This window comes from Polynucleobacter sp. MWH-UH2A, assembly GCF_018687195.1.
Lineage (GTDB): Bacteria > Pseudomonadota > Gammaproteobacteria > Burkholderiales > Burkholderiaceae > Polynucleobacter.
Genome location: NZ_CP061321.1, coordinates 822,586 through 844,207 on the forward strand (window position 1 = coordinate 822,586; position 21,622 = coordinate 844,207).

Annotated in this window: 24 protein-coding genes and 2 tRNA genes; 14 read left to right on the plus strand and 12 right to left on the minus strand. The window is 46.1% G+C overall.

Going from position 1 to position 21,622, the window contains the following annotated elements; genetic code table 11:
- From IC571_RS04385 to IC571_RS10515, 5 genes are all read left to right on the plus strand, one after another.
- Positions 1-909, plus strand: coding sequence for a pseudouridine synthase (locus tag IC571_RS04385; RefSeq protein ID WP_215317598.1), 909 nt, complete (start codon positions 1-3; stop codon positions 907-909).
- Positions 910-943: 34 nt separating this feature from the next.
- On the plus strand, positions 944-1,198 hold the full coding sequence (locus tag IC571_RS04390; RefSeq protein ID WP_215317599.1) for a hypothetical protein: 255 nt from the start codon (positions 944-946) through the stop codon (positions 1,196-1,198).
- A 108-nt stretch (positions 1,199-1,306) separates the two neighbouring features.
- On the plus strand, positions 1,307-2,392 hold the full coding sequence (dusA, locus tag IC571_RS04395; protein WP_215317600.1) for a tRNA dihydrouridine(20/20a) synthase DusA: 1,086 nt from the start codon (positions 1,307-1,309) through the stop codon (positions 2,390-2,392).
- A gap of 54 nt (positions 2,393-2,446) precedes the next feature.
- Positions 2,447-2,522: transfer RNA gene (locus IC571_RS04400), tRNA-His, on the plus strand.
- Positions 2,523-2,576: 54 nt separating this feature from the next.
- The gene (locus IC571_RS10515) at positions 2,577-3,917 is read left to right on the plus strand and encodes an ATP-dependent RecD-like DNA helicase (RefSeq protein ID WP_215317601.1); all 1,341 of its coding nucleotides are present in this window, start codon (positions 2,577-2,579) and stop codon (positions 3,915-3,917) included.
- Here the strand turns inward: IC571_RS10515 and IC571_RS04410 are convergent, their stop codons facing one another.
- Positions 3,918-5,507 carry a gamma-glutamyltransferase family protein gene (locus IC571_RS04410; protein WP_215317602.1) on the minus strand — a complete coding sequence of 530 codons (1,590 nt, stop codon included), beginning with the start codon at positions 5,505-5,507 and terminating at the stop codon, positions 3,918-3,920.
- A 19-nt stretch (positions 5,508-5,526) separates the two neighbouring features.
- A complete protein-coding gene (locus tag IC571_RS04415) occupies positions 5,527-6,507 on the minus strand; it encodes a tripartite tricarboxylate transporter substrate binding protein (RefSeq protein WP_215317603.1) in 981 nt (326 codons plus the stop codon).
- Positions 6,508-6,589: 82 nt separating this feature from the next.
- Here IC571_RS04415 and IC571_RS04420 point away from each other — a divergent pair, with 82 nt between their 5' ends.
- Positions 6,590-7,939, plus strand: a complete 1,350-nt coding sequence (locus IC571_RS04420; protein ID WP_215317604.1) for an aspartate aminotransferase family protein — start codon at positions 6,590-6,592, stop codon at positions 7,937-7,939.
- Positions 7,940-7,944: 5 nt separating this feature from the next.
- Here IC571_RS04420 and IC571_RS04425 read toward each other — a convergent pair whose 3' ends face one another.
- The gene (locus IC571_RS04425) at positions 7,945-8,673 is read right to left on the minus strand and encodes an LrgB family protein (RefSeq protein ID WP_215317605.1); all 729 of its coding nucleotides are present in this window, start codon (positions 8,671-8,673) and stop codon (positions 7,945-7,947) included.
- Entirely contained in the window at positions 8,666-9,013 is a 348-nt protein-coding gene (locus tag IC571_RS04430) for a CidA/LrgA family protein (RefSeq protein WP_215317606.1), read from the minus strand. The genes IC571_RS04425 and IC571_RS04430 overlap by 8 nt, the downstream gene beginning before the upstream one ends.
- A gap of 136 nt (positions 9,014-9,149) precedes the next feature.
- Here IC571_RS04430 and IC571_RS04435 point away from each other — a divergent pair, with 136 nt between their 5' ends.
- Genes IC571_RS04435 through soxA form a run of 6 tightly spaced genes read left to right on the plus strand, consistent with a single transcriptional unit; the run spans position 9,150 to position 13,941 of the window.
- Positions 9,150-9,599, plus strand: coding sequence for a (2Fe-2S)-binding protein (locus IC571_RS04435; RefSeq protein ID WP_215317607.1), 450 nt, complete (start codon positions 9,150-9,152; stop codon positions 9,597-9,599).
- Positions 9,600-9,609: 10 nt separating this feature from the next.
- On the plus strand, positions 9,610-11,826 hold the full coding sequence (locus tag IC571_RS04440) for a xanthine dehydrogenase family protein molybdopterin-binding subunit (RefSeq protein WP_215317608.1): 2,217 nt from the start codon (positions 9,610-9,612) through the stop codon (positions 11,824-11,826).
- A gap of 18 nt (positions 11,827-11,844) precedes the next feature.
- Positions 11,845-12,288: a sulfur oxidation c-type cytochrome SoxX gene (gene soxX / locus IC571_RS04445; protein WP_215317609.1), complete on the plus strand. Its 444-nt coding sequence runs from the start codon at positions 11,845-11,847 to the stop codon at positions 12,286-12,288.
- A gap of 52 nt (positions 12,289-12,340) precedes the next feature.
- Positions 12,341-12,805, plus strand: a complete 465-nt coding sequence (locus IC571_RS04450; RefSeq protein WP_251373505.1) for a SoxY-related AACIE arm protein — start codon at positions 12,341-12,343, stop codon at positions 12,803-12,805.
- Between the two features lie 12 nt (positions 12,806-12,817).
- Positions 12,818-13,147, plus strand: coding sequence for a thiosulfate oxidation carrier complex protein SoxZ (locus IC571_RS04455; protein ID WP_215317610.1), 330 nt, complete (start codon positions 12,818-12,820; stop codon positions 13,145-13,147).
- Complete coding sequence (soxA, locus tag IC571_RS04460; RefSeq protein WP_215317611.1) at positions 13,144-13,941, plus strand: sulfur oxidation c-type cytochrome SoxA; 798 nt, start codon at positions 13,144-13,146, stop codon at positions 13,939-13,941. Before IC571_RS04455 ends, soxA begins: the two co-directional genes overlap by 4 nt.
- Before the next feature lie 8 nt (positions 13,942-13,949).
- On the opposite strand, the gene purU is transcribed toward soxA, so the two are convergent.
- From purU to IC571_RS04480, 4 genes are all read right to left on the minus strand, one after another.
- Complete coding sequence (gene purU / locus IC571_RS04465; protein WP_215317612.1) at positions 13,950-14,804, minus strand: formyltetrahydrofolate deformylase; 855 nt, start codon at positions 14,802-14,804, stop codon at positions 13,950-13,952.
- A gap of 85 nt (positions 14,805-14,889) precedes the next feature.
- Positions 14,890-15,261 carry a hypothetical protein gene (locus IC571_RS04470; protein WP_215317613.1) on the minus strand — a complete coding sequence of 124 codons (372 nt, stop codon included), beginning with the start codon at positions 15,259-15,261 and terminating at the stop codon, positions 14,890-14,892.
- Between the two features lie 14 nt (positions 15,262-15,275).
- Positions 15,276-15,689, minus strand: coding sequence for a surface-adhesin E family protein (locus tag IC571_RS04475; protein WP_215317614.1), 414 nt, complete (start codon positions 15,687-15,689; stop codon positions 15,276-15,278).
- Positions 15,690-15,775: 86 nt separating this feature from the next.
- Positions 15,776-18,235, minus strand: a complete 2,460-nt coding sequence (locus tag IC571_RS04480; protein WP_215317615.1) for a penicillin acylase family protein — start codon at positions 18,233-18,235, stop codon at positions 15,776-15,778.
- A 135-nt stretch (positions 18,236-18,370) separates the two neighbouring features.
- On the opposite strand from IC571_RS04480, the gene IC571_RS04485 reads away from it, so the two are divergent.
- Positions 18,371-18,458 (plus strand) — tRNA-Leu (locus tag IC571_RS04485).
- Between the two features lie 27 nt (positions 18,459-18,485).
- On the plus strand, positions 18,486-18,959 hold the full coding sequence (locus IC571_RS04490; RefSeq protein WP_251373506.1) for a hypothetical protein: 474 nt from the start codon (positions 18,486-18,488) through the stop codon (positions 18,957-18,959).
- Between the two features lie 21 nt (positions 18,960-18,980).
- Here IC571_RS04490 and IC571_RS04495 read toward each other — a convergent pair whose 3' ends face one another.
- Genes IC571_RS04495 through murI form a run of 4 tightly spaced genes read right to left on the minus strand, consistent with a single transcriptional unit; the run spans position 18,981 to position 21,596 of the window.
- Positions 18,981-19,394: a biopolymer transporter ExbD gene (locus IC571_RS04495; RefSeq protein WP_215317616.1), complete on the minus strand. Its 414-nt coding sequence runs from the start codon at positions 19,392-19,394 to the stop codon at positions 18,981-18,983.
- A gap of 2 nt (positions 19,395-19,396) precedes the next feature.
- Positions 19,397-20,089 (minus strand): MotA/TolQ/ExbB proton channel family protein, encoded by a 693-nt coding sequence (locus IC571_RS04500; protein WP_215317617.1) that lies wholly within the window; start codon positions 20,087-20,089, stop codon positions 19,397-19,399.
- A gap of 5 nt (positions 20,090-20,094) precedes the next feature.
- A complete protein-coding gene (locus IC571_RS04505; RefSeq protein ID WP_215317618.1) occupies positions 20,095-20,778 on the minus strand; it encodes an energy transducer TonB in 684 nt (227 codons plus the stop codon).
- Positions 20,775-21,596, minus strand: coding sequence for a glutamate racemase (gene murI / locus IC571_RS04510; protein ID WP_215317619.1), 822 nt, complete (start codon positions 21,594-21,596; stop codon positions 20,775-20,777). Before murI ends, IC571_RS04505 begins: the two co-directional genes overlap by 4 nt.
- Positions 21,597-21,622 lie beyond the last annotated feature (26 nt).

Below are 21,622 nucleotides of genomic sequence, written 5' to 3' on the forward strand. Positions count from 1 at the left end.
ATGAGCAAGGCGAATTCAGAGGGAGTGTCGGCATCGCGGGTGTATTTGCCAGCAGATCAATCCCATCTGAATGTATTGCAATTTTTCATCATTCAATTTCCGCATATAGAAGCAGCTGAATGGGAAAAGCGTTTTGCGGATGGCTTGATACTTGATCTTGATGGTCACGCGTTAGCGGCGCATGACCCCTATCAACCCAATACACACTTGCACTACTTCAGAAGATTGGCTCGTGAGCCAGAGATTCCGTATGAAGAGCGCATCCTCTTTCAGGATGAGCACTTGCTGGTTGCAGATAAGCCTCATTTTTTACCAGTAACGCCTAGCGGTTTGTATTTGCATCAAACTTTACTCAATCGTCTGAAGAAGAAAACCCAAATTCAGACGCTGAGCCCAATTCACCGTATAGACCGAGATACAGCAGGCTTAGTGATCTTCTCTATTAATCCAGGTGAGAGGGGTAAATACCAAAATCTGTTTCGCGATCGAATGGTAAATAAGATGTATGAGGCAATTGCGCCCTATTCTGAAGGGCTCATCAAAAGATTGCCGCTGACTTATCGAAGTCGCTTAGAAGAGTCAGAGCACTTTTTGCAAATGCAAGAGGTGGAAGGTGAGGCAAATTCAGATACGCAGATTGAATTACTTGAAATCAGCAATCCTTGGGCGAGATATCGTTTGAAGCCAGGTAGCGGAAAAAAGCATCAGTTACGTGCACACCTGAATGCGCTAAAAATTCCGATTAAGAATGATCAAATCTATCCAGTTCTTACGCCTTATCAGGAATACGAACTTGATTTCACAAAGCCATTACAGTTGTTGGCTAAAGCTATATCCTTTGATGACCCTATTACGGGTGTAGCTAGAGAATTTTTTAGTAGTCAAGAATTGGAATTCGGATTAAATTGAAGTTATCAACTTAAGCATATAAGGAACAATCAGAATGAGCAAAGAAGAATTGGGTGCCGATGGCCTGCCAGGGCATGATTACTTTTTAGATGCGGTTAACCATATCGACGAGGCTGTGAAGAGCAATACCATTGCTATTGGTGCTGCCAAGGGAATTGTCTTTAGCCTGGTTGAAACATTGGGTGCTATGGTTGGCGATCCCGACCTACCAAGCCATCTCAAGTCTGGTTATATGGGCGCCCTGGATTTGGCCGCAGAGCTTGAGGCTAAGCTTGAAAAGATGAAGTGATCTAGAGTCGGATTTAGATCGCTGTCTTACCAGCATTACTGGGATTCAGGGCAACTACGGTTGCCCTGTTGCCTTTAAAATAGAGCATCGATTAATGCATAGATGTTTATGAATAGTGCCCCACAAAAGCGAATGGCGGTTGCTCCGATGATGGAGTGGACAGACCGTCATTGCCGCTCTTTTCACCGCTCACTTAGCAAGGAAGCCGTCTTATATACAGAGATGGTAACAACTGGCGCACTGATGCATGGTGATATACCGCGCCACTTAGATTACTCGCAGGATCAACATCCTGTTGTATTGCAATTAGGAGGGTCTGAGCCAAATGATTTAGCTATATCTGCTGAACTTGCTCAGCAATGGGGCTACGATGAAATTGATCTTAATTGTGGTTGCCCATCGGAGCGTGTACAGCGTGGAGCATTTGGCGCATGCTTAATGGCGGAGCCTAAATTAGTTGCCCAATGTGTAAAGGCCATGAAAGATGCTGTAGATATTCCAATTTCAGTAAAGCATCGATTGGGGCTCGATTCAATGGATGCATCTAGCTCAAAAGAAGACTATCAATTCGCATTGAACTTTATTATGTCTGTGGCTGACGCTGGAGCTAGTCAAGTAACGATTCATGCGCGTAACGCGGTATTGAAAGGTTTATCTCCAAAGGAGAATCGAAGTAAGCCGCCATTGAGATATGAGGTGGCAGCTCAACTGCGTCTAGATGCACAAAAACATTTTCCTAATTTAAAGGTGTTGCTAAATGGTGGCTTGGAATCCAATGAGCAAATAGCCGGTCATTGGGATGACTTTGATGGATTTATGGTTGGTAGGGCTGCCTATCATTTCCCAGCAATGCTCTTGGGGTGGGATGATTTAATCCATACTAATGGCGATGCTGCAGGCTATCTCTTTAGTGAAACTGAGTGGCATCGAATTCAGATTGCATTGGTTAAACAGGTACAAGCTTGGTTTGATGAATGTCGAGAGAAAGGTAAGCCGTTTTATATCGGGGCCTTTACAAGGCATATTTTGGGATTGGCGCATGGCAGGGCAGGCTCACGCTATTGGCGTCAACGACTCTCAGACCATCATGCTTTAGCCAAAGTGCAAAGCAAGGCAGCCATTGCAGACTTCTTTATTGACGCTAGCCTAACCCTTGGTGATTGGGCTGCTTTTGAGGTAGAGACCGCAGAATAAGGCTGTTTTAGCGGGTTTTTGCCTAAAAAGGCTATAATTTCACCTTCTTCAGAGGCGGACGTAGCTCAGTTGGTAGAGTCCCAGATTGTGATTCTGGTTGTCGCGGGTTCGAGTCCCGTCGTTCGCCCCAAAATATCAATAAAGCGCTCCCCAAGCGGAGAAATGCATGGCTTGCACTGTATAGATGAATAACACAAACAAGCCACTCACTGATTCTTCCGAAATTGAAATCACGCCTGATTATGAGGCTGTCATTGAAGCCATTGATCGTGGCGATCCTTATATCTTTGTCAGCGGTAAAGCCGGTACTGGTAAAACCACGCTGATTGGCTATCTTCGAGAAACCGTTGCGGGTAATGTCGTGGTTGTAGCCCCAACAGGAGTAGCCGCTTTGCAAGTGAAGGGAGTGACGATTCATTCCTTCTTCAGGTTGCCGCCGCGTTTAATCTTTCCTGAAGAAGATATTAAGCCGTTGCGTGATAAGCGACTCTATAAAGATATTCGTTTACTCATTATTGATGAAATCTCCATGGTTCGATCAGACGTCGTTGATGCCATGGATTTGTTCTTACGTGAGAATGGACCGCAAAAAGGAAAGCCTTTTGGCGGTATTCAGGTGATGTTTGTGGGGGACTTATTTCAGTTACCGCCCGTTGTATCTGCTGCGGATATGCAGGTGCTAGCAGATAGAGGATATGAAGGTCCATACTTCTTTTGCGCCATGGCTCTGCACCGCAAAGATGTCACGATGGTAGAGCTTAGCAAGATCTTTCGTCAAAAGGATGCCAGTTTTGCTAGTTTGTTAAATCAAATTCGCATTAATCAGGATGCTGATGAAGCAATTGATACTCTAAATGCCCAATGCTTTCGCAAGGATCAGATAGTTGACGATCAAACCATTACGCTCACTACCACCAATGCAAGAGCAGATCAGATTAATGCGGCCGGCCTGAAGGCAATTGAGGCGGATGCTAAGGTGTACGCAGGTAAAACTACTGGCAAGTTCAATGTGGATGATCGCAATCTACCATCGCCTAATCAGCTCACTCTTAAAGTGGGCGCTAAGGTGATGTTTACTGCAACAGATCCAGGATTTCCGAAGCGATGGGTTAATGGAACGATTGGGGTGGTGCGCGAGCTGTTGCCTGATAAGGTCAAAGTGATGGTGCAAAACGGGCCTTATTCCAATACGGTAGAGGTAATTGGACACCAATGGGAATCGTATCGTTATGATCATGACATGATGTCAGGAAAAATATCTCCTAGCATCATTGGTACCTATGTACAGATACCGCTCATGTTGGCTTGGGCGGTGACGATTCATAAGAGTCAAGGAAAGACCCTTGATAAAGTCAAAGTAGATCTTTCAACGGGTGCTTTTGCTTCGGGGCAGGTTTATGTCGCCCTAAGTCGTTGCAAAACCATCGAGGGCATTAGCTTACAGAGACCAATTGAACCTAGAGACGTGAGTTGCGATCAAGAAATTAAGCGTTTTTATCTCGCATGTCTGCCAAGGCCTCAGTAATTAAAAACCAGCCGCCAAACCATCACGTCGATGGTCGCTGCCAGCGATATAGGCAGAAACTGCATCATCGCTTAATTTGGCAATCGCTTGAGCACTACCAAAATCTAAGCTGTTAGCGGGCTGAACTGCAACTTCGTGCCCCATGGCTCTGAGTCCATCCACAATACTTTGTGGCATCGCTGCCTCAACAGTGAGTTTTCCTAAGTCATCAATTCGCCAGCGCGGCGTATCAGAGCAGGCTTGTGGATTGAGGTATTCATCTACGAAGCGCATCACAAATTGAATATGACCTTGCGGTTGCATATTTCCACCCATCACACCAAATGCCATTGCGGGCTTGCCATTCTTGGTTAAGAAGGCGGGAAGGATGGTGTGGAATGGACGTTTGCCTGGACCAACTTGATTGGGATGCCCATCTTGCAGGCTAAAACTCATGCCGCGGTTATGAAAAGCGATGCCTCCAGGTGCAACTACGCCAGAGCCAAAGCCTTTGAAGTTTGACTGAATATAGGAAATCATCATGCCGGATTCATCGGCGGCACATAAGTAAACAGTACCACCAGAATGAGGGTCGCCTGGACCGTAGCTTCCTGCTTTATGGTGATCAATTAATGCAGCGCGGCTTGCAAGGTAATCGCGATCTAACAAGCTAGATGCTGGAACTTGCATTGAGCGGGTGTCGGACACATAAGCGTATGCATCGGCAAATGCAAGTCGCATCGCCTCAATCTGTAAATGAATGCGTTGCGCAGAGTTAGCGGGATATTGCTTCACATTGGCTGCCTGCAAAATTCCTAAAGCCATTTGTGCAGCAATGCCTGAGCCATTAGGTGGAATCTCTAGAAGGGTGTAATCGCCATAATCAAATGCCAATGGCTCAACCCAGTCGGGTTTGTTGTCTGCAAAGTCTTGCATCGTAAAGCAACCACCGGTGGATTGTGCAAAGTCGACAATGCTTTGTGCAAGAGGGCCTTTGTAAAAGGATTCGCCGTGGGTGCTAGCGATTTCTTTTAAGGTTTTTGCTTGTGCTGGATAGCGCCAGATTTGTCCAGCTTGGGGCGCCTTGCCATCAATTAAGAATGATTCGCTAAAGCCAGGCTGATTTTTCAGAATAGGAATTGCTTCACGCCATTGACGTGCAATAACAGGTGAAACGGGAAAGCCATTCTCCGCATAATCAATCGCGCGCTTAAATAATTGTGCAAAAGGCAGCTTGCCAAATTTTTTAGATAGCTCAACCCAGCCAGCCACCATGCCTGGCACGGTAACGGTATTCCAGCCAATTAAATCCATCGCAGATTTACCAGAAAAGTACTCCGGGGTCCAAGCTGCAGGTGCGCGACCTGAAGCATTGAGCCCATGAATTTTTTTGCCATCCCACAAAATGGCAAAGCCATCTCCACCAAGGCCATTCATGGTGGGCTCGACAACCGTGAGGGTGATTGCTGTGGCTAAGGCTGCATCAACTGCATTGCCACCATTTTGAAGTGCTTCGATACCCGCTTGAGTGGCAAGCGGTTGTGAGCTTGCAACGGTATTTTTAGCTAGAACTGGGGCGCGACCGCCACCGAAAGGAGGGGAAATTAACATGAATTACTTCTTCTGGAATTTAATCAACTTTGACATTGGCAGACTTTACTACTTTCTCCCATTTATTTGCTTCATTAGCAGTAATTTCAGCCAGCTTCTCAGAATTAGCAAATTGTGGATGAATACCTTGGGTTGCCATGCGCGCTTTGAAGTCAGGGTTGGTCAAAATCTTGCGGATTTCATTTTCCAACTTAGACACAATACTTGGTGATGTGCCCTTGGGTGCATAAATCGCATAAAAGTTTTCCACATCAAAGGACTTCATACCGTCTTGACCTAAGGTAGGTACGTTTGGCATGAGAGGGGATCGGTCTGCTGCAGCAATGGCTATTGGGCGCAGTTTGCCGCTTTGAATGTGTGGCAGGGAGGCAGTCACACTATCAAACATCATCAAGGTATTACCAGCAATGAGATCAGGTAGTGCAAAGCTACTGCCTTTATAGGGGATGTGTGTACCGCTAGCGCCAATACGCTCCATAAACAATGTTGACTCTAGGTGAGAAAGGCTACCGTTACCTTGAGAGGCGTAATTGAAATTTCCTTTTTTAGATTTAATAAACGCAATGAGCTCAGGAAGGTTCTTTGCAGGAACGGTTGGATTGACCACGATCAAATGTGGCACGGTGCCAATTAAAGCAACTGGAACAAAATCTTTTTGCAAGTCCGCTGGAGGATTTTTAAATAGCGCAGAAGAAATCGATTGATTAGTGAGGGCGCTAATGTGAATCGTATAGCCATCTGGGGCTGCCTTAGCTGCTGCTTGTAGGCCAATCATTCCGCCTGCACCCGGTTTGTTATCAACCACAACGGATTGACCTAAAGCTTCAGCTAATGGAGCAGTGACGCTTCTAGCAAAAATGTCAGTAGAGCCACCTGCAGGAAAGGACACAATTGCAACAATGGGCTTCTTAGGCCAATCAGTTTCATTTGCAGCAAAAACAGATCCGCATAAGCTTGTTAAGACGCCAATACTGAATAGAAGGGATTTGGTTAAGGTCATTTCAGATTCCGCTAGTTCAATGGGTAATATAGTATTAGATATTCCAATATAACTATATATAGTCAACTGCAGAGACAACAAAATGAGCACAAGCAATAAAACCCTAAATGGGGTGGATATGTCAGCCTATTGGTTGCCATTTACTCCCAATCGTTATTTTCATCAGCACCCTAAAGTCATGCAGTCTGCAAAAGGAGCTTACTACGTTGATGATCACGGGCGTAAGCTGTTTGATGGCTTATCTGGGCTTTGGTGCTCACCTTTAGGGCATGCTGATCCACGTATTGGTGCAGCGATATCTAAGCAATATGAAACGATGGATTATTGCCCCGCATTTCAGATGGCAAGTGAAGACACTTTTCGCTTAGCAACTCGTATTGCAGATATGGCTCCTGCAGGTCTAGATAAAGTCTTTTTTACAAACTCTGGTTCAGAAGCCGTTGATACTGCTTTAAAGATTGCTATTGGATATCACCGTGTCATGGGCAATGCATCTCGCATTCGCATGATTGGACGAGATCGTGCATACCATGGTGTTGGTATGGGTGGTATTTCAGTGGGGGGAATGGTTGCCAATCGCAAAATGTTTGCGAGCATGATGATGCCTGGTGTTGACCATTTACCGCATACATTAAATCTTTCGCAGATGGCGTTTTCGAAAGGGATGCCAACATGGGGTGCCCATTTGGCTGATGAGTTAGAAAAGATCGTTGCCTTGCATGATGCCAATACGATTGCAGCAGTTATTTTAGAGCCTGTGCAGGGTTCAACTGGTGTGATCGTGCCCCCACAAGGTTATCTGCAAAAAATTCGTGAGATTTGTACTAAGCATGGCATCTTGCTGATCTTTGATGAGGTGATTACCGGGTTTGGTCGCCTAGGCGCCAATTTTGGCGCAGATCGATTTGGTGTTGTGCCTGACATGATTACTTTTGCCAAGGCGATTACCAATGGCGTGATTCCATTGGGTGGAGTAATAGTACGTGGCGATATCTATGACACCATCATTGCCAATGGTGGGCAAGAGCAGGCTATTGAATTCTTCCATGGTTATACCTATTCAGGACACCCGATACCGACTGCTGCAGGACATGCGGTGCTCGATATATTTGAGTCAGATGATTTAGTGAATCGCGCAAGAGCATTGGAGCCTGTTCTAGAAAATGGCTTGCATGCCATGAAAGGGAAAACAGGCGTATTGGATATTCGGAACTTTGGATTGTCTGGGGCAGTCGAGCTTGAGCCCATTGCGGGTAAGCCAGGCTTGCGAGCCCTCAAGGTTTTAGAGGCCTGCATTGAGCGCGGTGCACTAGTGCGGGTAGCTGGTGATGCCATTGCTGTAGGTCCGCCATTTATTTCAGAGCCAAAGGAAGTGGAATTTCTCTGTAGCGTTCTTGGCGATGCTGTTGATGCTGCAATGAAACTTAATTAATAATCTCAGCGATTCAATACGTGATAAATGATGGGAATAGCAACGGCGCTAATAACGCCATTCATTCCCATTGCTAAGCTAGCGTAGGTTCCTGCTTCAGGGTGAATGCTAAAAGCACGTGAGGTGCCGATGCCATGCGCGCCGATGCCAATTGCAAATCCTCGTTGCCACCAGGCTTTCATGCCAAGCGCATTCAGTACAAATGGTGCCAAGATTGCGCCCAGTATTCCAGTGCTGACTGCAAAGATAGCGGTTAGTGTTGGTGAGACATTGATCCGTTCTGCAATACCCATCGCAATCGGCGCAGTCACGGATTTAGGGTACATAGCTCCAGTAATACTGTTATCAGCTCCAAGGAGAGTGGCAATTCCTACCGCGCTCACAATTGACACCAAGCCGCCCGTGCATAGCGAAACTAACAGGGGAATAGAGCGACCTTTGAGGCTATTGAGTCCTCGGTAGATTGGGATTGCGAGAGATACTGTTGCTGAGCCTAATAAGAAGTGAATAAATTGTGCGCCCTCAAAATAACTTGAATAAGGCATATCAATAAGCTGAATGATGGTGGCCACAATCAAAATCGCAATTGCCACAGGGTTGGCTAGTGGATTTTGTTTTGAGTGTTTATAGATAGTCAACCCAATTTGATAAGCGGCTAAAGTAATAAAGAGTGCAAATAGGGGGCTACCGGATAGGTATACCCAAATTTCTACAATGGAATGTTTTTCACTCATGACTTTCTTTCTTGCTCAGAAAGCGAACAACGACAGCGCTTGAGCCTATCGTGAGGATGACACTTCCAACGAGGGCCGCAATGATGGCAAAGGCATTTGCCTTGAGTTGCGGCAGAAATAAAACCACTCCAACAGCAGCCGGTACAAATAAGAGGCCAAGGTATTGGCTAAAAGTGTCCGCTACCGCCGCCAGCTCAGCATTAATACCTTTGCGAATGACTAGCCAACAAACCAATAGCACTAGCCCAATGACTGGGCCCGGGAGAGTGGGTAGAAGGAACTTGGAAACCAGCTCACCAAGGCTTTGAAAGAGGAGGATTTGAACTAGGCCAAAAATCATGAATTGATATTACAGGCTCTCATTTATGTTGCATAGCAATAATTTAATTCTTGTTTAAGATAAGGGCACAAAAGCGAAGGGGTTACTCCCCTCATTTATTAAAACGAACACAAAAAGAGACTAATAGGAGACCGTAATGGCCGATTTAAATGTCAATGGCAAAAAATACAAAGTGGATGTTGATCCAGATACTCCATTGCTATGGGTAATACGAGAGCAAATCGGCTTAACTGGTACCAAGTATGGTTGCGGTGTTGGTCAATGTGGTGCATGCACTGTGTTGTTTGAAGGCCAGGCGGTGCGTAGCTGCTCCTTGCCAGTTGCTGCAGCGGAAGGTAAAAAAATTGAAACGATTGAGAGTTTAGAAAAGAGCGGTCAGCTTTCTAAAGTACAAAAAGCTTGGGTTGATAATCAGGTGCCTCAGTGTGGTTACTGTCAATCTGGCATGGTGATGGCAACAACCGCATTGCTACGCAATAATCCAAAACCAACCGATGCTCAGATTGATGAGTCCATCACTAATATCTGCCGTTGCGGCACATTCCAACAAGTGCGCGCAGCGATTCATGCTGCTAGCAAGGCTTAAGGAGGTAATCATGACTAATGCAATTAATACTTCCCGCCGTCAGTTTGTAGTTGGCTCTAGCGCTATTGCCACGGGCTTAGCTATTGGCTTTGACTTGAGCTTTATGTCTAGTGCAAATGCTGCCATGGGCACAGGCACTACTTCTATGACGCCTTTGGCTACTCCAGAGATTGGTGTATGGGTGGTAATTAAGCCAAATGATGATGTTGTAGTTCGTATTGTCCGTTCTGAAATGGGTCAAGGCACGATTACTGGTTTGGCTCAGATGGTTGCTGAAGAGTTGGAGTGTGACTGGAAGAAGGTTAATTATGAATATCCAAGCCCAGCTGAAAGTCTAAAGCGCAAAGCTGTATGGGGTAGTTACTCTACTGGTGGTAGCCGCGGTATTCGTACTTCAGAACAATATGTGCGTAAGGGTGGTGCAGCTGCCCGCATGATGTTGATTCAAGCCGCAGCCAATCAGTGGAATGTGCCTGCTTCAGAGTGCGTTGCTGCTAATAGTGTCATTACCCATACTCCATCAGGACGCAAAACAACATTTGGAAAAGTTTCTGTAGCGGCATCACAACTGCCAGTGCCAACAGACGTTCCATTAAAAGATCCAAAAGAGTGGAAGCTGATTGGTAAATCAGTCAATCGTATTGATGGCGTATCGGATAAGGTCACAGGCCGTCAGGTTTATGCCATTGACCTCAAGATACCTGGCATGTTAGTTGCTAACATCAAAGAGTCCCCTGTATTTGGCGGCAAAGTAAAGAGCTACGATGCAGCCAAGGCCCAAAGCATGAAGGGCGTTAAGAAGGTTGTGCAGGTTGGTGATTCAGCGGTAGCTGTAGTGGCTGATACTTTCTGGCAAGCTAAAACCGCTTTAGATCAAGTCAATATCGTTTGGGATAACGGCGCCAATGGCGATGTTTCAAGCGCTTCCATTAAGAAGATGCTCGAGGATGGTCTGAGTGCGGACGATGCATTTGTACATAACACCAACGGTGATGTGAAATCTGCTTTGTCTAATGCGTCTAAGAAGATTGAAGCAACATATTTCTATCCATTCTTAAACCATGCAACCCTTGAGCCTCAAACTGCTACTGCCAAGTGGACACCTGATTCTTGTGAAGCTTGGGTGCCAACCCAAGACGGCGAAGCATCCTTGGCAGCGGTGATTGCCGCTTCTGGTTTGGCTGCTGAAAAATGCAATGTCTACAAAGTGAATCTTGGTGGTGGCTTTGGTCGTCGTGGTGCTTTCCAGGACTACACCACTCAAGCGGTGAATATTGCCAAGCAAATGCCTGGTACACCGATTAAGTTGATCTGGACCCGTGAAGAGGATATGACTCAAGGTCGTTACCATCCGGTGATGATGTGCAAAATGACTGCAGCAATCGATGACAAGAAAAATGTCACTGGTTTAAATATGCGTTTGTCAGGCCAATCTATTTTGGCTGCCGTACGTCCAGCAGTTGTGGCGGCAAATAAGGGTAAAGATCCGTTGACCTTCCAAGGTCTTGAGCCAAGTGGTGAGCACGGCATTACATACAGCTTCCCCAACTTGACCATTGACCATGCAATGCGTAACACCCATGTGCCACCAGGATTCTGGCGCGGTGTTAACGTCAATCAAAACGCCATTTTCATTGAGACATTCATGGATGAATTGGCTGAAGCAACGGGTATGGATGCAGTGGAGTTCCGCCGCAAGCATATGAAGGAGTTCCCAAGGGCAGAAGCGGTATTGAACGCGGTTGCTGATGGTATTGGCTGGACTAAGCCTGCAGCCCCTGGTGTCTACCGTGGTGTTGCGCAGATGCGCTCATTTGGTAGCTATGTTGCAGCAGCTTGTGAGCTTTCAGTGAAAAATGGCAACGAGGTAAAGATTCATCGAATTGTTGCTGCTACTGATCCTGGTTATGTAGTTAACCCAGCACAAGTCAATCGTCAGGTATCTGGCTCTTTTGTATACGGCTTATCTGCTCTCTTTGAAGAAGAGATTACTTTGGAGAAGGGCGCGGTTGTGCAGAAGAACTTCGATACCTTTAATTCGATTCGACTCTCTCAAATGCCAAAAGTCGAAACCATCATTATTCAGGGTGGCGGCAAGGATTGGGGTGGGGTTGGCGAGCCAACGATTGCGGTAGCAGCACCAGCAGTGCTTAATGCTATTTACCGTGCTACCGGCAAGCGTTACCGTACTGTTCCTCTGAAAAACAGCGGCATCAAACTCGTTTAATTCAGAGAATTGCATTAGATGAGTAAGAGGGGCGTTCTAGCGATCTTATTGCTAGGCGCCCTTAGTTTTTCTGGAGTATTTGCGCAAGAGATCGTTGCGGGTCAGATTGAAAAGCCTCTGACTACTACGCCTGGTGATGCGCTACATGGTCGCGCGATTGTTTTAAGTCGTCAAACGGGGCTATGTATTCTTTGTCATAGTGGGCCATTCCCGGAAGAGCGTTTTCAGGGCAATTTAGCTCCTGATCTAGCAAGTAGCGTTGCTTCTTTGACGGCTCCTCAGCTGCGTGCCAGAATTGTTAACGCTAGTTATTTCAATCCTAATACCATCATGCCTTCGTATTACCGTACAGATCATTTAAATCGCGTGGCAAATAAGTTTGCAGATCAAACCATTTTGAATGCACAAGAGATTGAGGATGTGGTCGCATTTTTATTAGCTTTGCAACAAGCCAAGCAATAAAGAATTAATAAAGAATAATCAGTAAATACAGAATATCTATCGAATTATGAAGATGCAATTAAGTCGTCGACAGTGGTTAAAGAAAATTCAAAGTATTGGCATTTTGGCTTTGGGAGCTTGGTTTAGTCCTTTAACGGTGTTAGCTAAAAAAGAGGATGCAAGTAAAGTCATTCAAGAAATTACTGGCGGTAAACCCATCATCGATGGCAAAGTGAAGTTGGTAATTCCGCCGCTTGTGGAAAATGGAAATCTGGTTGTTCTTAAGGTCAGTGTCGACAGCCCTATGACTGCCAATAACTACGTTAAATCCATCCATGTCATAGCAGAAGGTAATCCCTTGCCCAATATTTTCACGGTGTATTTAACGCCGCGTTCAGGGACCGCCAATATCACCACGCGTGTGCGTTTGGCAGACAGTCAAACGGTATGGGCAATTGCTCAAATGAGCGATGGTAATTTTTATCAAGGCAGTGCCGAGACTTTGGTGACGCTTTCTGCCTGTACAGAGCTGGTCTAGAAGGTTAAAACTATGAGCAAAACATCACGCACTTCTATTACGATGCCGGCAACTGCAAAGCAGGGTTCGATTGTGGAGATACGGGCCATTGCACAGCACGATATGGAGTCGGGGTTTCGTTACACCGAAGGCGGAAAATTAATTCCTCGCGACATTATTCGTGAATTTACATGCACCTACAACAATGTAGAAGTTTTTAGAGCGGATTTTTATCCTGGTACGGGAGCTAATCCCTTGATCATCTTCACCACCATTGCTACTGAAAACGGTAATTTGGAATTTAGATGGGTGGGTGATGATGGTTATGAAGCTATCAATCATGCTCATATAACAGTTACATGATTGCCTCTAAGGGTTGGGTCTGCTACATCAGACTGATTGCATCAGGCTTACTGTGTTTGAGTATCACTTCAGTCTATGGTGCACCGGAAAATAGCAAGCCAAAGCCGCAGTCGAGTTACGAGCTCATGTCGGCTGAGAATAAGGCAATGCAAGATGATCCAAGCTTAAACCCAGCGATGTTTTGGGTAGGCGATGGCGAGGCGTTATGGAACAAGCCTTCGGAGAGCAATGGAAAAGCCTGCACGAGTTGTCATGGCGATGCGAAAAAGTCGATGCGAGGTGTTGCCACTGTGTTTCCCAAAATGATGAAGGGTAAGTTGCAAACGCTAGAAGGTCAAATTAACCAATGCAGATCTCAAGCACAGGCATTGCCCCCTCTGGCATATGAGAGTAAAGACCTCCTTGCCTTGACTGCCTATGTGGCTTACCAATCAAAGGGTTTGCCTATTGCTGTGCGTGAAACTGTCGAGAACAAAATGGCAATGCAACAAGGTCGCAAATCTTTTTACGAAAGAATGGGGCAGCTCAATCTATCTTGTGCTCAGTGTCATGAAGAGCGTGCTGGATTGAAATTGGGAGGCGCAGTGATTCCACAAGGCCATCCGAATGCTTATCCAATCTATCGTCTAGAGTGGCAAACCTTGGGTTCTTTACAGCGCCGTTTGCGCAACTGTATGAGTGGTGTCAGGGCCCAGCAGTATGAATATGGTTCGCCTGAAATGGCGCAGTTAGAACTATTTCTTGCGTGGCGTGCACGCGGGCTACCCCTAGAGTCTCCAGGGGTGAGACCCTAACAAAGCGTTTAGTCTGAGAAAACGACTGAGGTTGCGCCGTTAATTAAGACGCGATCATGCAGGTAATAACGTAGAGCGCGTGAAAGCACTGTACGTTCTAGATCTCGACCCTTACGCACGAGGTCTTCTGGTGTATCGCCATGGGTGACTCGTGTAACGTCCTGCTCAATGATAGGGCCTTCATCTAAATCACTCGTAACAAAGTGTGCGGTAGCGCCAATGAGCTTAATGCCACGCGCATGCGCCTGATGATAGGGCTTTGCACCTTTAAAGCTAGGCAAGAAAGAGTGGTGCACGTTGATGCAACGTCCCGATAGCTTGGTAGATAAATCATCAGACAGAATTTGCATATAGCGTGCCAAGATCACCATATCCACCTTGGAGTCGGCAATGATGTCCAATAACTTTGCTTCTTGTGCCGGCTTGGTATCAGGCGTCACAGGTAAGTGGTAGAAGGGAATATCGGCAAAGTCGATGCTGGCATAAACATCACGCGGGTGATTGGAAACGATGCCGCAGACAATCATCGGTAATTCACCGATGCGCCAGCGATAGAGGAGATCCACCAAGCAATGATCTAATTTTGAAGCCATGATGAGTACGCGCTTGAGGTCTTTGACTGCGCGTAAATTCCAGGTCAGTTCAAAACGTTTAGCAATTTCTGTGAAACCAGATCGTAGAGTATTGCCATCAGTTGGGCAGCTAAAGCTAACGCGCATGAAAAAACGTTTTGACGCTTTGTCATCAAACTGTTGTGCTTCCTCAATATCGCCACCTGCTTGGAAGATATAAGTGGAAACAGCGGCCACAATTCCAGGCTTATTCGGGCAAGTTAGGGTGAGGTAATAGTTTTCAGTAGTCATCTTTAGAGCTTGTGTGGATATGGGTGCTGCTGGTAAACCCTGATTTTAGCCCTTTAGCCATCATCAATCGCCAAATTCTATTGAATTAAGGTTTGGCAGGGTCTTTTGGTAGATCAGCCGGCCCTGAAAGCGGTGCGCTTTTGTCGATGACTTTGGGTACAGGAATATCCTCGCAGATAGGCTTTGGGCCCACAATATTCGTGAAGCTACATTCTTTTTTGGTGGCCGCTGACGCCGCATGCTCCAAAGGTGACTTACCAGTTGTGACTGTGGAAGCTACGCTAGTTGCTGTCACTGGGTTAGCTACAGCAACTGCCGCAACGCTAGTGCCAGCTGAGCTAGCGGCAGCTGTGCTACTGGCACCGATTGCTGCAAGTGGAGCAGCACAACCTTGTAGATAGATTGTACTGACTAAAGAAGTCGAAAGCGAAAGCGAGGCAACCCAAAATGCCCGCATAGATTAAGTCGGACTTACTTCGCTACTTTGCAGACAGAATTAAATACGCCAGCCGTCCAACTTTCGCTCACTACAGGCTCATACTTGCTGTCTGGGGTATTGCTTTCTGAAACAACCTTACCAGCCCCTTTGTTTTCTGAAAATTCTTTATAAGCAATTGGGCGGTAGCTTACTGATGGGCAGTCGTATTCATTTAAGCCAATAATGGAGTTAACAGGCTCTTTATTGGTTGGATTAGTTCCTGGTTTCTTAAAATCGAGCATCGAAACGATTTGGGTTTTCTCACCCTGTGTTTGAACGGTATCTAGATCGACATACACTGTCATCACGGCATTGGAGCCCAGTTCTTTCCAAGCGGCATTAGCAGTGCCATGGGTAGCAACAAAAAGTGCTGATGCAGTAAGTGTGCCAAGAAGAATCTTTTTCATTGATTTACCTTAAAAATGAGCTATGTCACAAGCGATGTTGTCTAGATGACATTTTATACGGCAACAGTATCTTTGCCATATACGATTTATTTATTACTTAACTCCAGAGTGCGGGCAGTCTTTTCAGGCTTCATTTGTAAGGGGAGGTACTCATTTTTTGCCCATAGTGAACTCATATTGCGGTACCAAGGACTTTGAACCCAACCCGATTGCCCAGCTTGATAAATAAAGAGGGATTTTTCAAGGTCTGATAAGTCATAAATAGTGCGCAGACTTGGGGCTTGTAAGGTTTCATAAGGATTGCTGGAGTTATTAAGCTCAAGTCGACCTACGTTGATAGAGAAACTATCGCCCGGAAATGGGGTGGTGATATTAAAGAGTTTTCCTAAGACAGGTATTTTGCTTAGCGGGCGATGTTCTGAAATAGCAGTATGCGCTTTACCCCATGACCACGACTTTGGATCGTTGCCATATTGATCGCTTAAATATTCCAACGCACGATCAAAAGCAATATTAGAAGATTCGGCACATGTTTCAACGGTAGGTGTTTTGGGAATATCGCACCAAGGGCTATTGGGGTTTTGTAAAACTGAAATTAAAGGATAGCGAAAGTTGCGCGCACCATAGTTATCAAAAAACAGGTAACTTAATCTAGAGTAAACATTACGAGTAAGTTGATCGGCCCAAGCATTAAAAATCAGAGCGCTAGGACTATCAGCGCTCATATTGCCATCAAAATTCTGTATCAGCTCAAGTACTTTTGTTCCCAAGGGGTGTTTGGGTTGGGAGGATTTGAATAATTCCAAAAGTGGGGTGGCGCCGAGGGAAAGTGTATCGCTCTGCATGGTTTTGACATACTGCGTATCGAAAGCATTTCTTGCCTTGATTAGCTGCACGATGCGGTCATAACGAGTGGGCACATCCCAGTCGGCAGTTAGGGGATTGGGATTATTGGCAGCGATGATTTGCTGGTTTGCGGTGGCGATCCAACCCTGCTCAGGATTATTGCTTACTGGCAATTGATCAAATGGTAGGTAGCCAGCCCAGTCGTACTGCTTGTCCCACCCTGGCGCAGGAGCGATGCCATACAGCCCTTGATGAAGAGTTCTTTTAGGGGCTACTCCTGCAGCTTGGTAGGAGATGTTTCCTTCGGTATCAGCCATGACCACGTTTTGCATTGGCGCATAATTTTTATGCAAGGCTGCTTTAAATGAATCTAGGTCTTTTGCGCGATTCATTTCAAGCAAGCCGGCTACGGATTGATTTTCGTGATCCAGTGCAGTCCATCGAAGGGCAAGTGCGTATCGATCAGTATCAATCACACGCTGCACACGTGCATACGAATCAGAAATCACAGGACCGTGCCGTGTTTCTTTCACAATAAATGTTAAGGGTGCCGCACCTTTGATATCGATGATTTCTTGACGGACGGTAAATGGCAGCATGCCATTTGGGCCACGGTACATGCTTGGGTTATTGGGATCCAACTGTTCTAAGTAGGTATCCTGAACATCTGGATTGGTGTTGGTAAAACTCCATGCAAATTTTTCTGTTCTGCCCAACACAACCGCCGGAATGCCAGGCAATGTTCCGCCAATCACATTGAGTCCTGGGGCATCAAGATGCGCAAAATACCAAATGGCTGGCGCTGACAATCCAAGGTGTGGATCATTTGCCAATAAAGGCTTACCAGTATCGGTAAGCTTGCCACTGAAAACCCAGTTGTTAGAGCCAATGCCATCCTTGCCCCCGGGAAGATCATTGACGCTCAGTTCGGTAGAGGGTAATTTTTTGGATTTAGGGTTCTCGCCTTTGGGGTTTGTATTAAATACGTTGAGATCGTGGTACATCTTGGCGAAATCCATATTACTTACGAGCTCGCCTTGACTATAGGGCTGAATTACTTCCCACACTTGTTTAGTACTCAGGTATTGTGATAGCTCAAGGCGCTGCAATTCTTTTTGCCAGTTACCACCGAGGTCATAGGCCATCATCAACATCCAAGCAACGCTATCGGTAGGTGACCAGTGACCTGGTTTAGAGCCAGTTAAAAAATACTCTACTGGCAGCGCCCATCCTAAGCTGGCATTACCAGTATTGACGCCATCAGCATATGCTTGGAGCAATCTCTTTGTGGCAATTGGATATTTATCGAATTGCTTTTCTGCTGCCCGTTTTACACCTAGAGTTCTGATGAAGCGATCAATACTGACCGTGTCTTGGCCGAGGATTTCAGATAGTCGTCCGCTAGCGATGCGGCGATTCATTTCTAATTGCCAAGAGCGTTCAGTCGCATGAATGTAGCCTAATGCAAATAGCGCATCAGTTTGGCTATTGGCTTTGATATGGGGAATGCCGACTTCATCAAAAGAAATGACAACGCTATCTCCCAGGCCTTTAATGGTTCTTTTGCCTGATGGGCTGGATTGTGCCGAGTAGAGGTAGAAGAGCACAATGGCCAAAATTGCTAATGCAAGAACCCCAGCAACCAAGCGAAGCGGTCGCAAGAGTTTGTAAAAGCTGGCTATCTTGCCCTGAGATTTCATATAAATATTTTAATGTTTTTGGGCGTCATGCCAGTAGGTCTTTAGTGCTATGGGGCGCCTAGGGCAGTTTCTGGCGCACATGCTAAAATTCAGGCTGTCTTGATTTACATAGCGCGGCAGTAATTGCTTGTGCGAGCCCGGGTGGTGAAATCGGTAGACACACAGGATTTAAAATCCTGCGACCTAAACAGTCGTGCCGGTTCGATTCCGGCCCCGGGCACCAAATCCAAATTCCTTGTATTCATCCCTTATGAATTTGTCCAAAATCCTCGTCTGTCTTTGCTTGTATGCAATCTCGCTATCTGCATGGTCGATTGATGTGATGGAGTTTCGTTGCACAAGAAAAGAAAAGGATTACACGGAGGAGTACGACATGAAAATTACCTTGGCGTCTGGTAACCAGAAGGCCAAGGTATATCTAGATGATCGAGATTTAGATCAGTCTGATGAATTCGGTAAGCAAATAGTTAAGAGCGTGACTATGGCTCGTCCCAATATTGTGATTTTGATTGAAGCAAGTTTTGCACCAGAAAAGGTGATGGATGTTGCTTATCCAGCAGGAACAGTTTCAACACAAATGACGCTAGACCCAATCACAGGGAAGCTGAAAAAAGTAGAAAAAATTCAAGGCGGCATTTTGGGCGCCACGATTGGCAATGGCACGCAAGTTACTGAAGAGAGTTGCGCGCTAGCGAAGATGCCTTACCGAGTTACTGGCAAATAAGCTGCAGACTGCTTTAGACCGCTAGTTAGGTTCTGTAACAAATCCTAGTTTGGTCAAGCCTGCGCGACGCGATGCAGCCAGCACTTGGGCTACATATTCATACTTTACGGCTTTGTCGGCACGTAAATTAATCTCTGGTTGCGGGTCTTTTTGGGCGGCTTTCTCTGCATAGCCATCAAAGGTCTTGAGGTCGATTTGAGTGCTATTCCAAAAAATTTGACCTTTGGCGTCAATGGTCAATTGCACTGACTCGGGCTTCACTTCATTGCGTACGCTATTGGCTTTGGGTAACTCAACCTTAACCGCTTGTTGAATAACGGGGAGGGTGATGATGAAGATGATGAGCAATACCAGCATGACGTCCACCATCGGTGTCATGTTGATTTCCGCCATGATGGCGTCTTCGTTTTGATCGTCTTGCAGATGAAACGACATACTTATTCTCCGGAATTCACGCGCGCACCGGTTACAAAATAAGCCAGTAGATCATTGCCAAAGCGATTGAGTTCTGCAACAAACAATTTATTTGCGCGGTTGATGGCATTAAATCCCAATACCGCTGGAATCGCCACAGCAAGACCTAATGCAGTCATGATCAAAGCCTCACCAATCGGACCTGCTACTTGATCAATCTGGGCGCTTCCTGAGCTGCTGATAGAGATTAGAGCGTGATAGATGCCCCATACGGTGCCAAAAAGGCCAATAAACGGAGCGGTTGCACCCGTAGAGCCCAGAAAGGTGAGTCCTTTTTGCAGGCTGGCAGCGACGCCATCAATACTGTTTTTAACGCTTCTTGCCATCCACTCGGAATAGTTCAAGGTTTGTAGTAATTCACGATGGTTGCTTGATTGACCTTGATGGTGAACAGAGGCGCCACTCGCTGATTTGGCAATTTGATAGTAGGGGTTGGCAGCAGGACTGCTAAAGGACTGTAAGCCTTGCTCAAATGAGTTCGCATGCCAAAATTGATCCACTTCTGGTTTGAGTTTGCGAAGGTTGCGCAGTTCCCAAAGGCGAGTAAGCAAAATAACCCAGGTGATGATTGAGCATGCCAACAGAGCAATCGCCACAAAGCGGGTAATGCCGTCGCCTTCAAGCCAAAGATTTGCAATTCCAAATGGTGTATTCATAGCGCTTAATTCTTGAGGTTAAATTTAATTAAAAGATTCGTTGAAATTCGTTGGGGTGAGCCATTGACTAAAAAAGGTTTAAATCGATAACGCCGACCAATATCAGTAGCTGCGCGATCCAGTCTGGGGAAGGTGCTCGATTGCAAGATTGCAACATCTTCAACATCACCCGTCTCGGAAATAATTAAACGCACTACTACCGTTCCTTGTTCTCCTGATCTTTTAGAGAACGAAGGGTAATACGCATCAGCATCAGGCTGGAATACGACAACCAGTTTACCAATGTCCGTTTGAATCGGTGTACCACTGGCGCCACCAGCAGTTGCAGGTGCAATAGCGGCATTTTGCATCTGGCTTTGCGAGGATGATTCACTCTTTTGCGTAGGGGTATTTTGAGTTTGCGCTGGCGTTGGCTTTTGAGAAGACTTTTCTTCTACCGTTTTCTTTTTTGGTTCTTCTTTGGGTTTTGGCGGCGGCGGTGCAGGAGGTTGCTGGCTTTTGCTTGAAGCTGTATCTGGACTAACTAGATTGGCCATGACGCGCTCATCATCAACGTGAGTCGGTTTGGATGTCCAGTGTAAAAATTCTAAAGCTGGTAAAGCATGTAGCAACAGCACAATACCAATAATGATCCGTTCGGTTTTGGTGAATGGTAGATGATCATCAACCTTTTGCCAAAATGCGCTCATGACACAGATCCCAATTGCGTAGTGCTAACGCGATGGTTCTTCAAATCGGTATGCATCAAATCTTGCGCCATCCTGAGGAGAGCGTGCTCATCCTTGCTGCTAACAAAATGTACCGAACCAAATTGAGGGAGGTCGGCAGAGATGGATGGCTGGTGGGGCGCAAGCGACTCTAGTTGGCGCTTGAGTTGTTTAACCACCGCCTCACTTGTATCAATCAGGGTGATCTTGTCACCGAGCAGTTTGCGAATCGCTTTTCTTAAAAATGGATAGTGGGTGCAACCTAAGACAATCGTGTCGGAGCCTGCTATTTGGATCGGTTCTAAATGCTTAGCAAGTAACTCTAAAGTTTCCCCATCGTTCGCTTTGCCTGCTTCAATCAAGGGAACTAAACCTGCACCAGCCTGTTTAATAAATTGACAATCAACGGGTAGCGTAGACAGTAGGGCATTGAACTTGTCGCTCTTCAAAGTAGCTTCAGTTGCCAAGACGCCCACAATGCCATTGGCCGATTGCATGGCAGCAGGCTTAATACCTGGCTCAACACCCACTATCGGAATCGCAATAGCCGCACGAATATCTTTAATCGCCTGCGCAGTTGCAGTATTGCAAGCTACCACGATGGCGTCACACCCGGCCTGCGCAAGATATTTGCAAAGACTCAAACTGCGCTGCGCAATCCACTCTGGAGATCTTTCACCATACGGCGCGTTTGCAGAGTCGGCTAAGTAAATGTAGTCGTGCTGTGGAAGTTGGCGCAGTGCCTCATCCAAAATGGATAAGCCACCAACGCCAGAATCAAAGACGCCGATTAATGACAATTTAACGCCAATTCAGGGTCAATTCA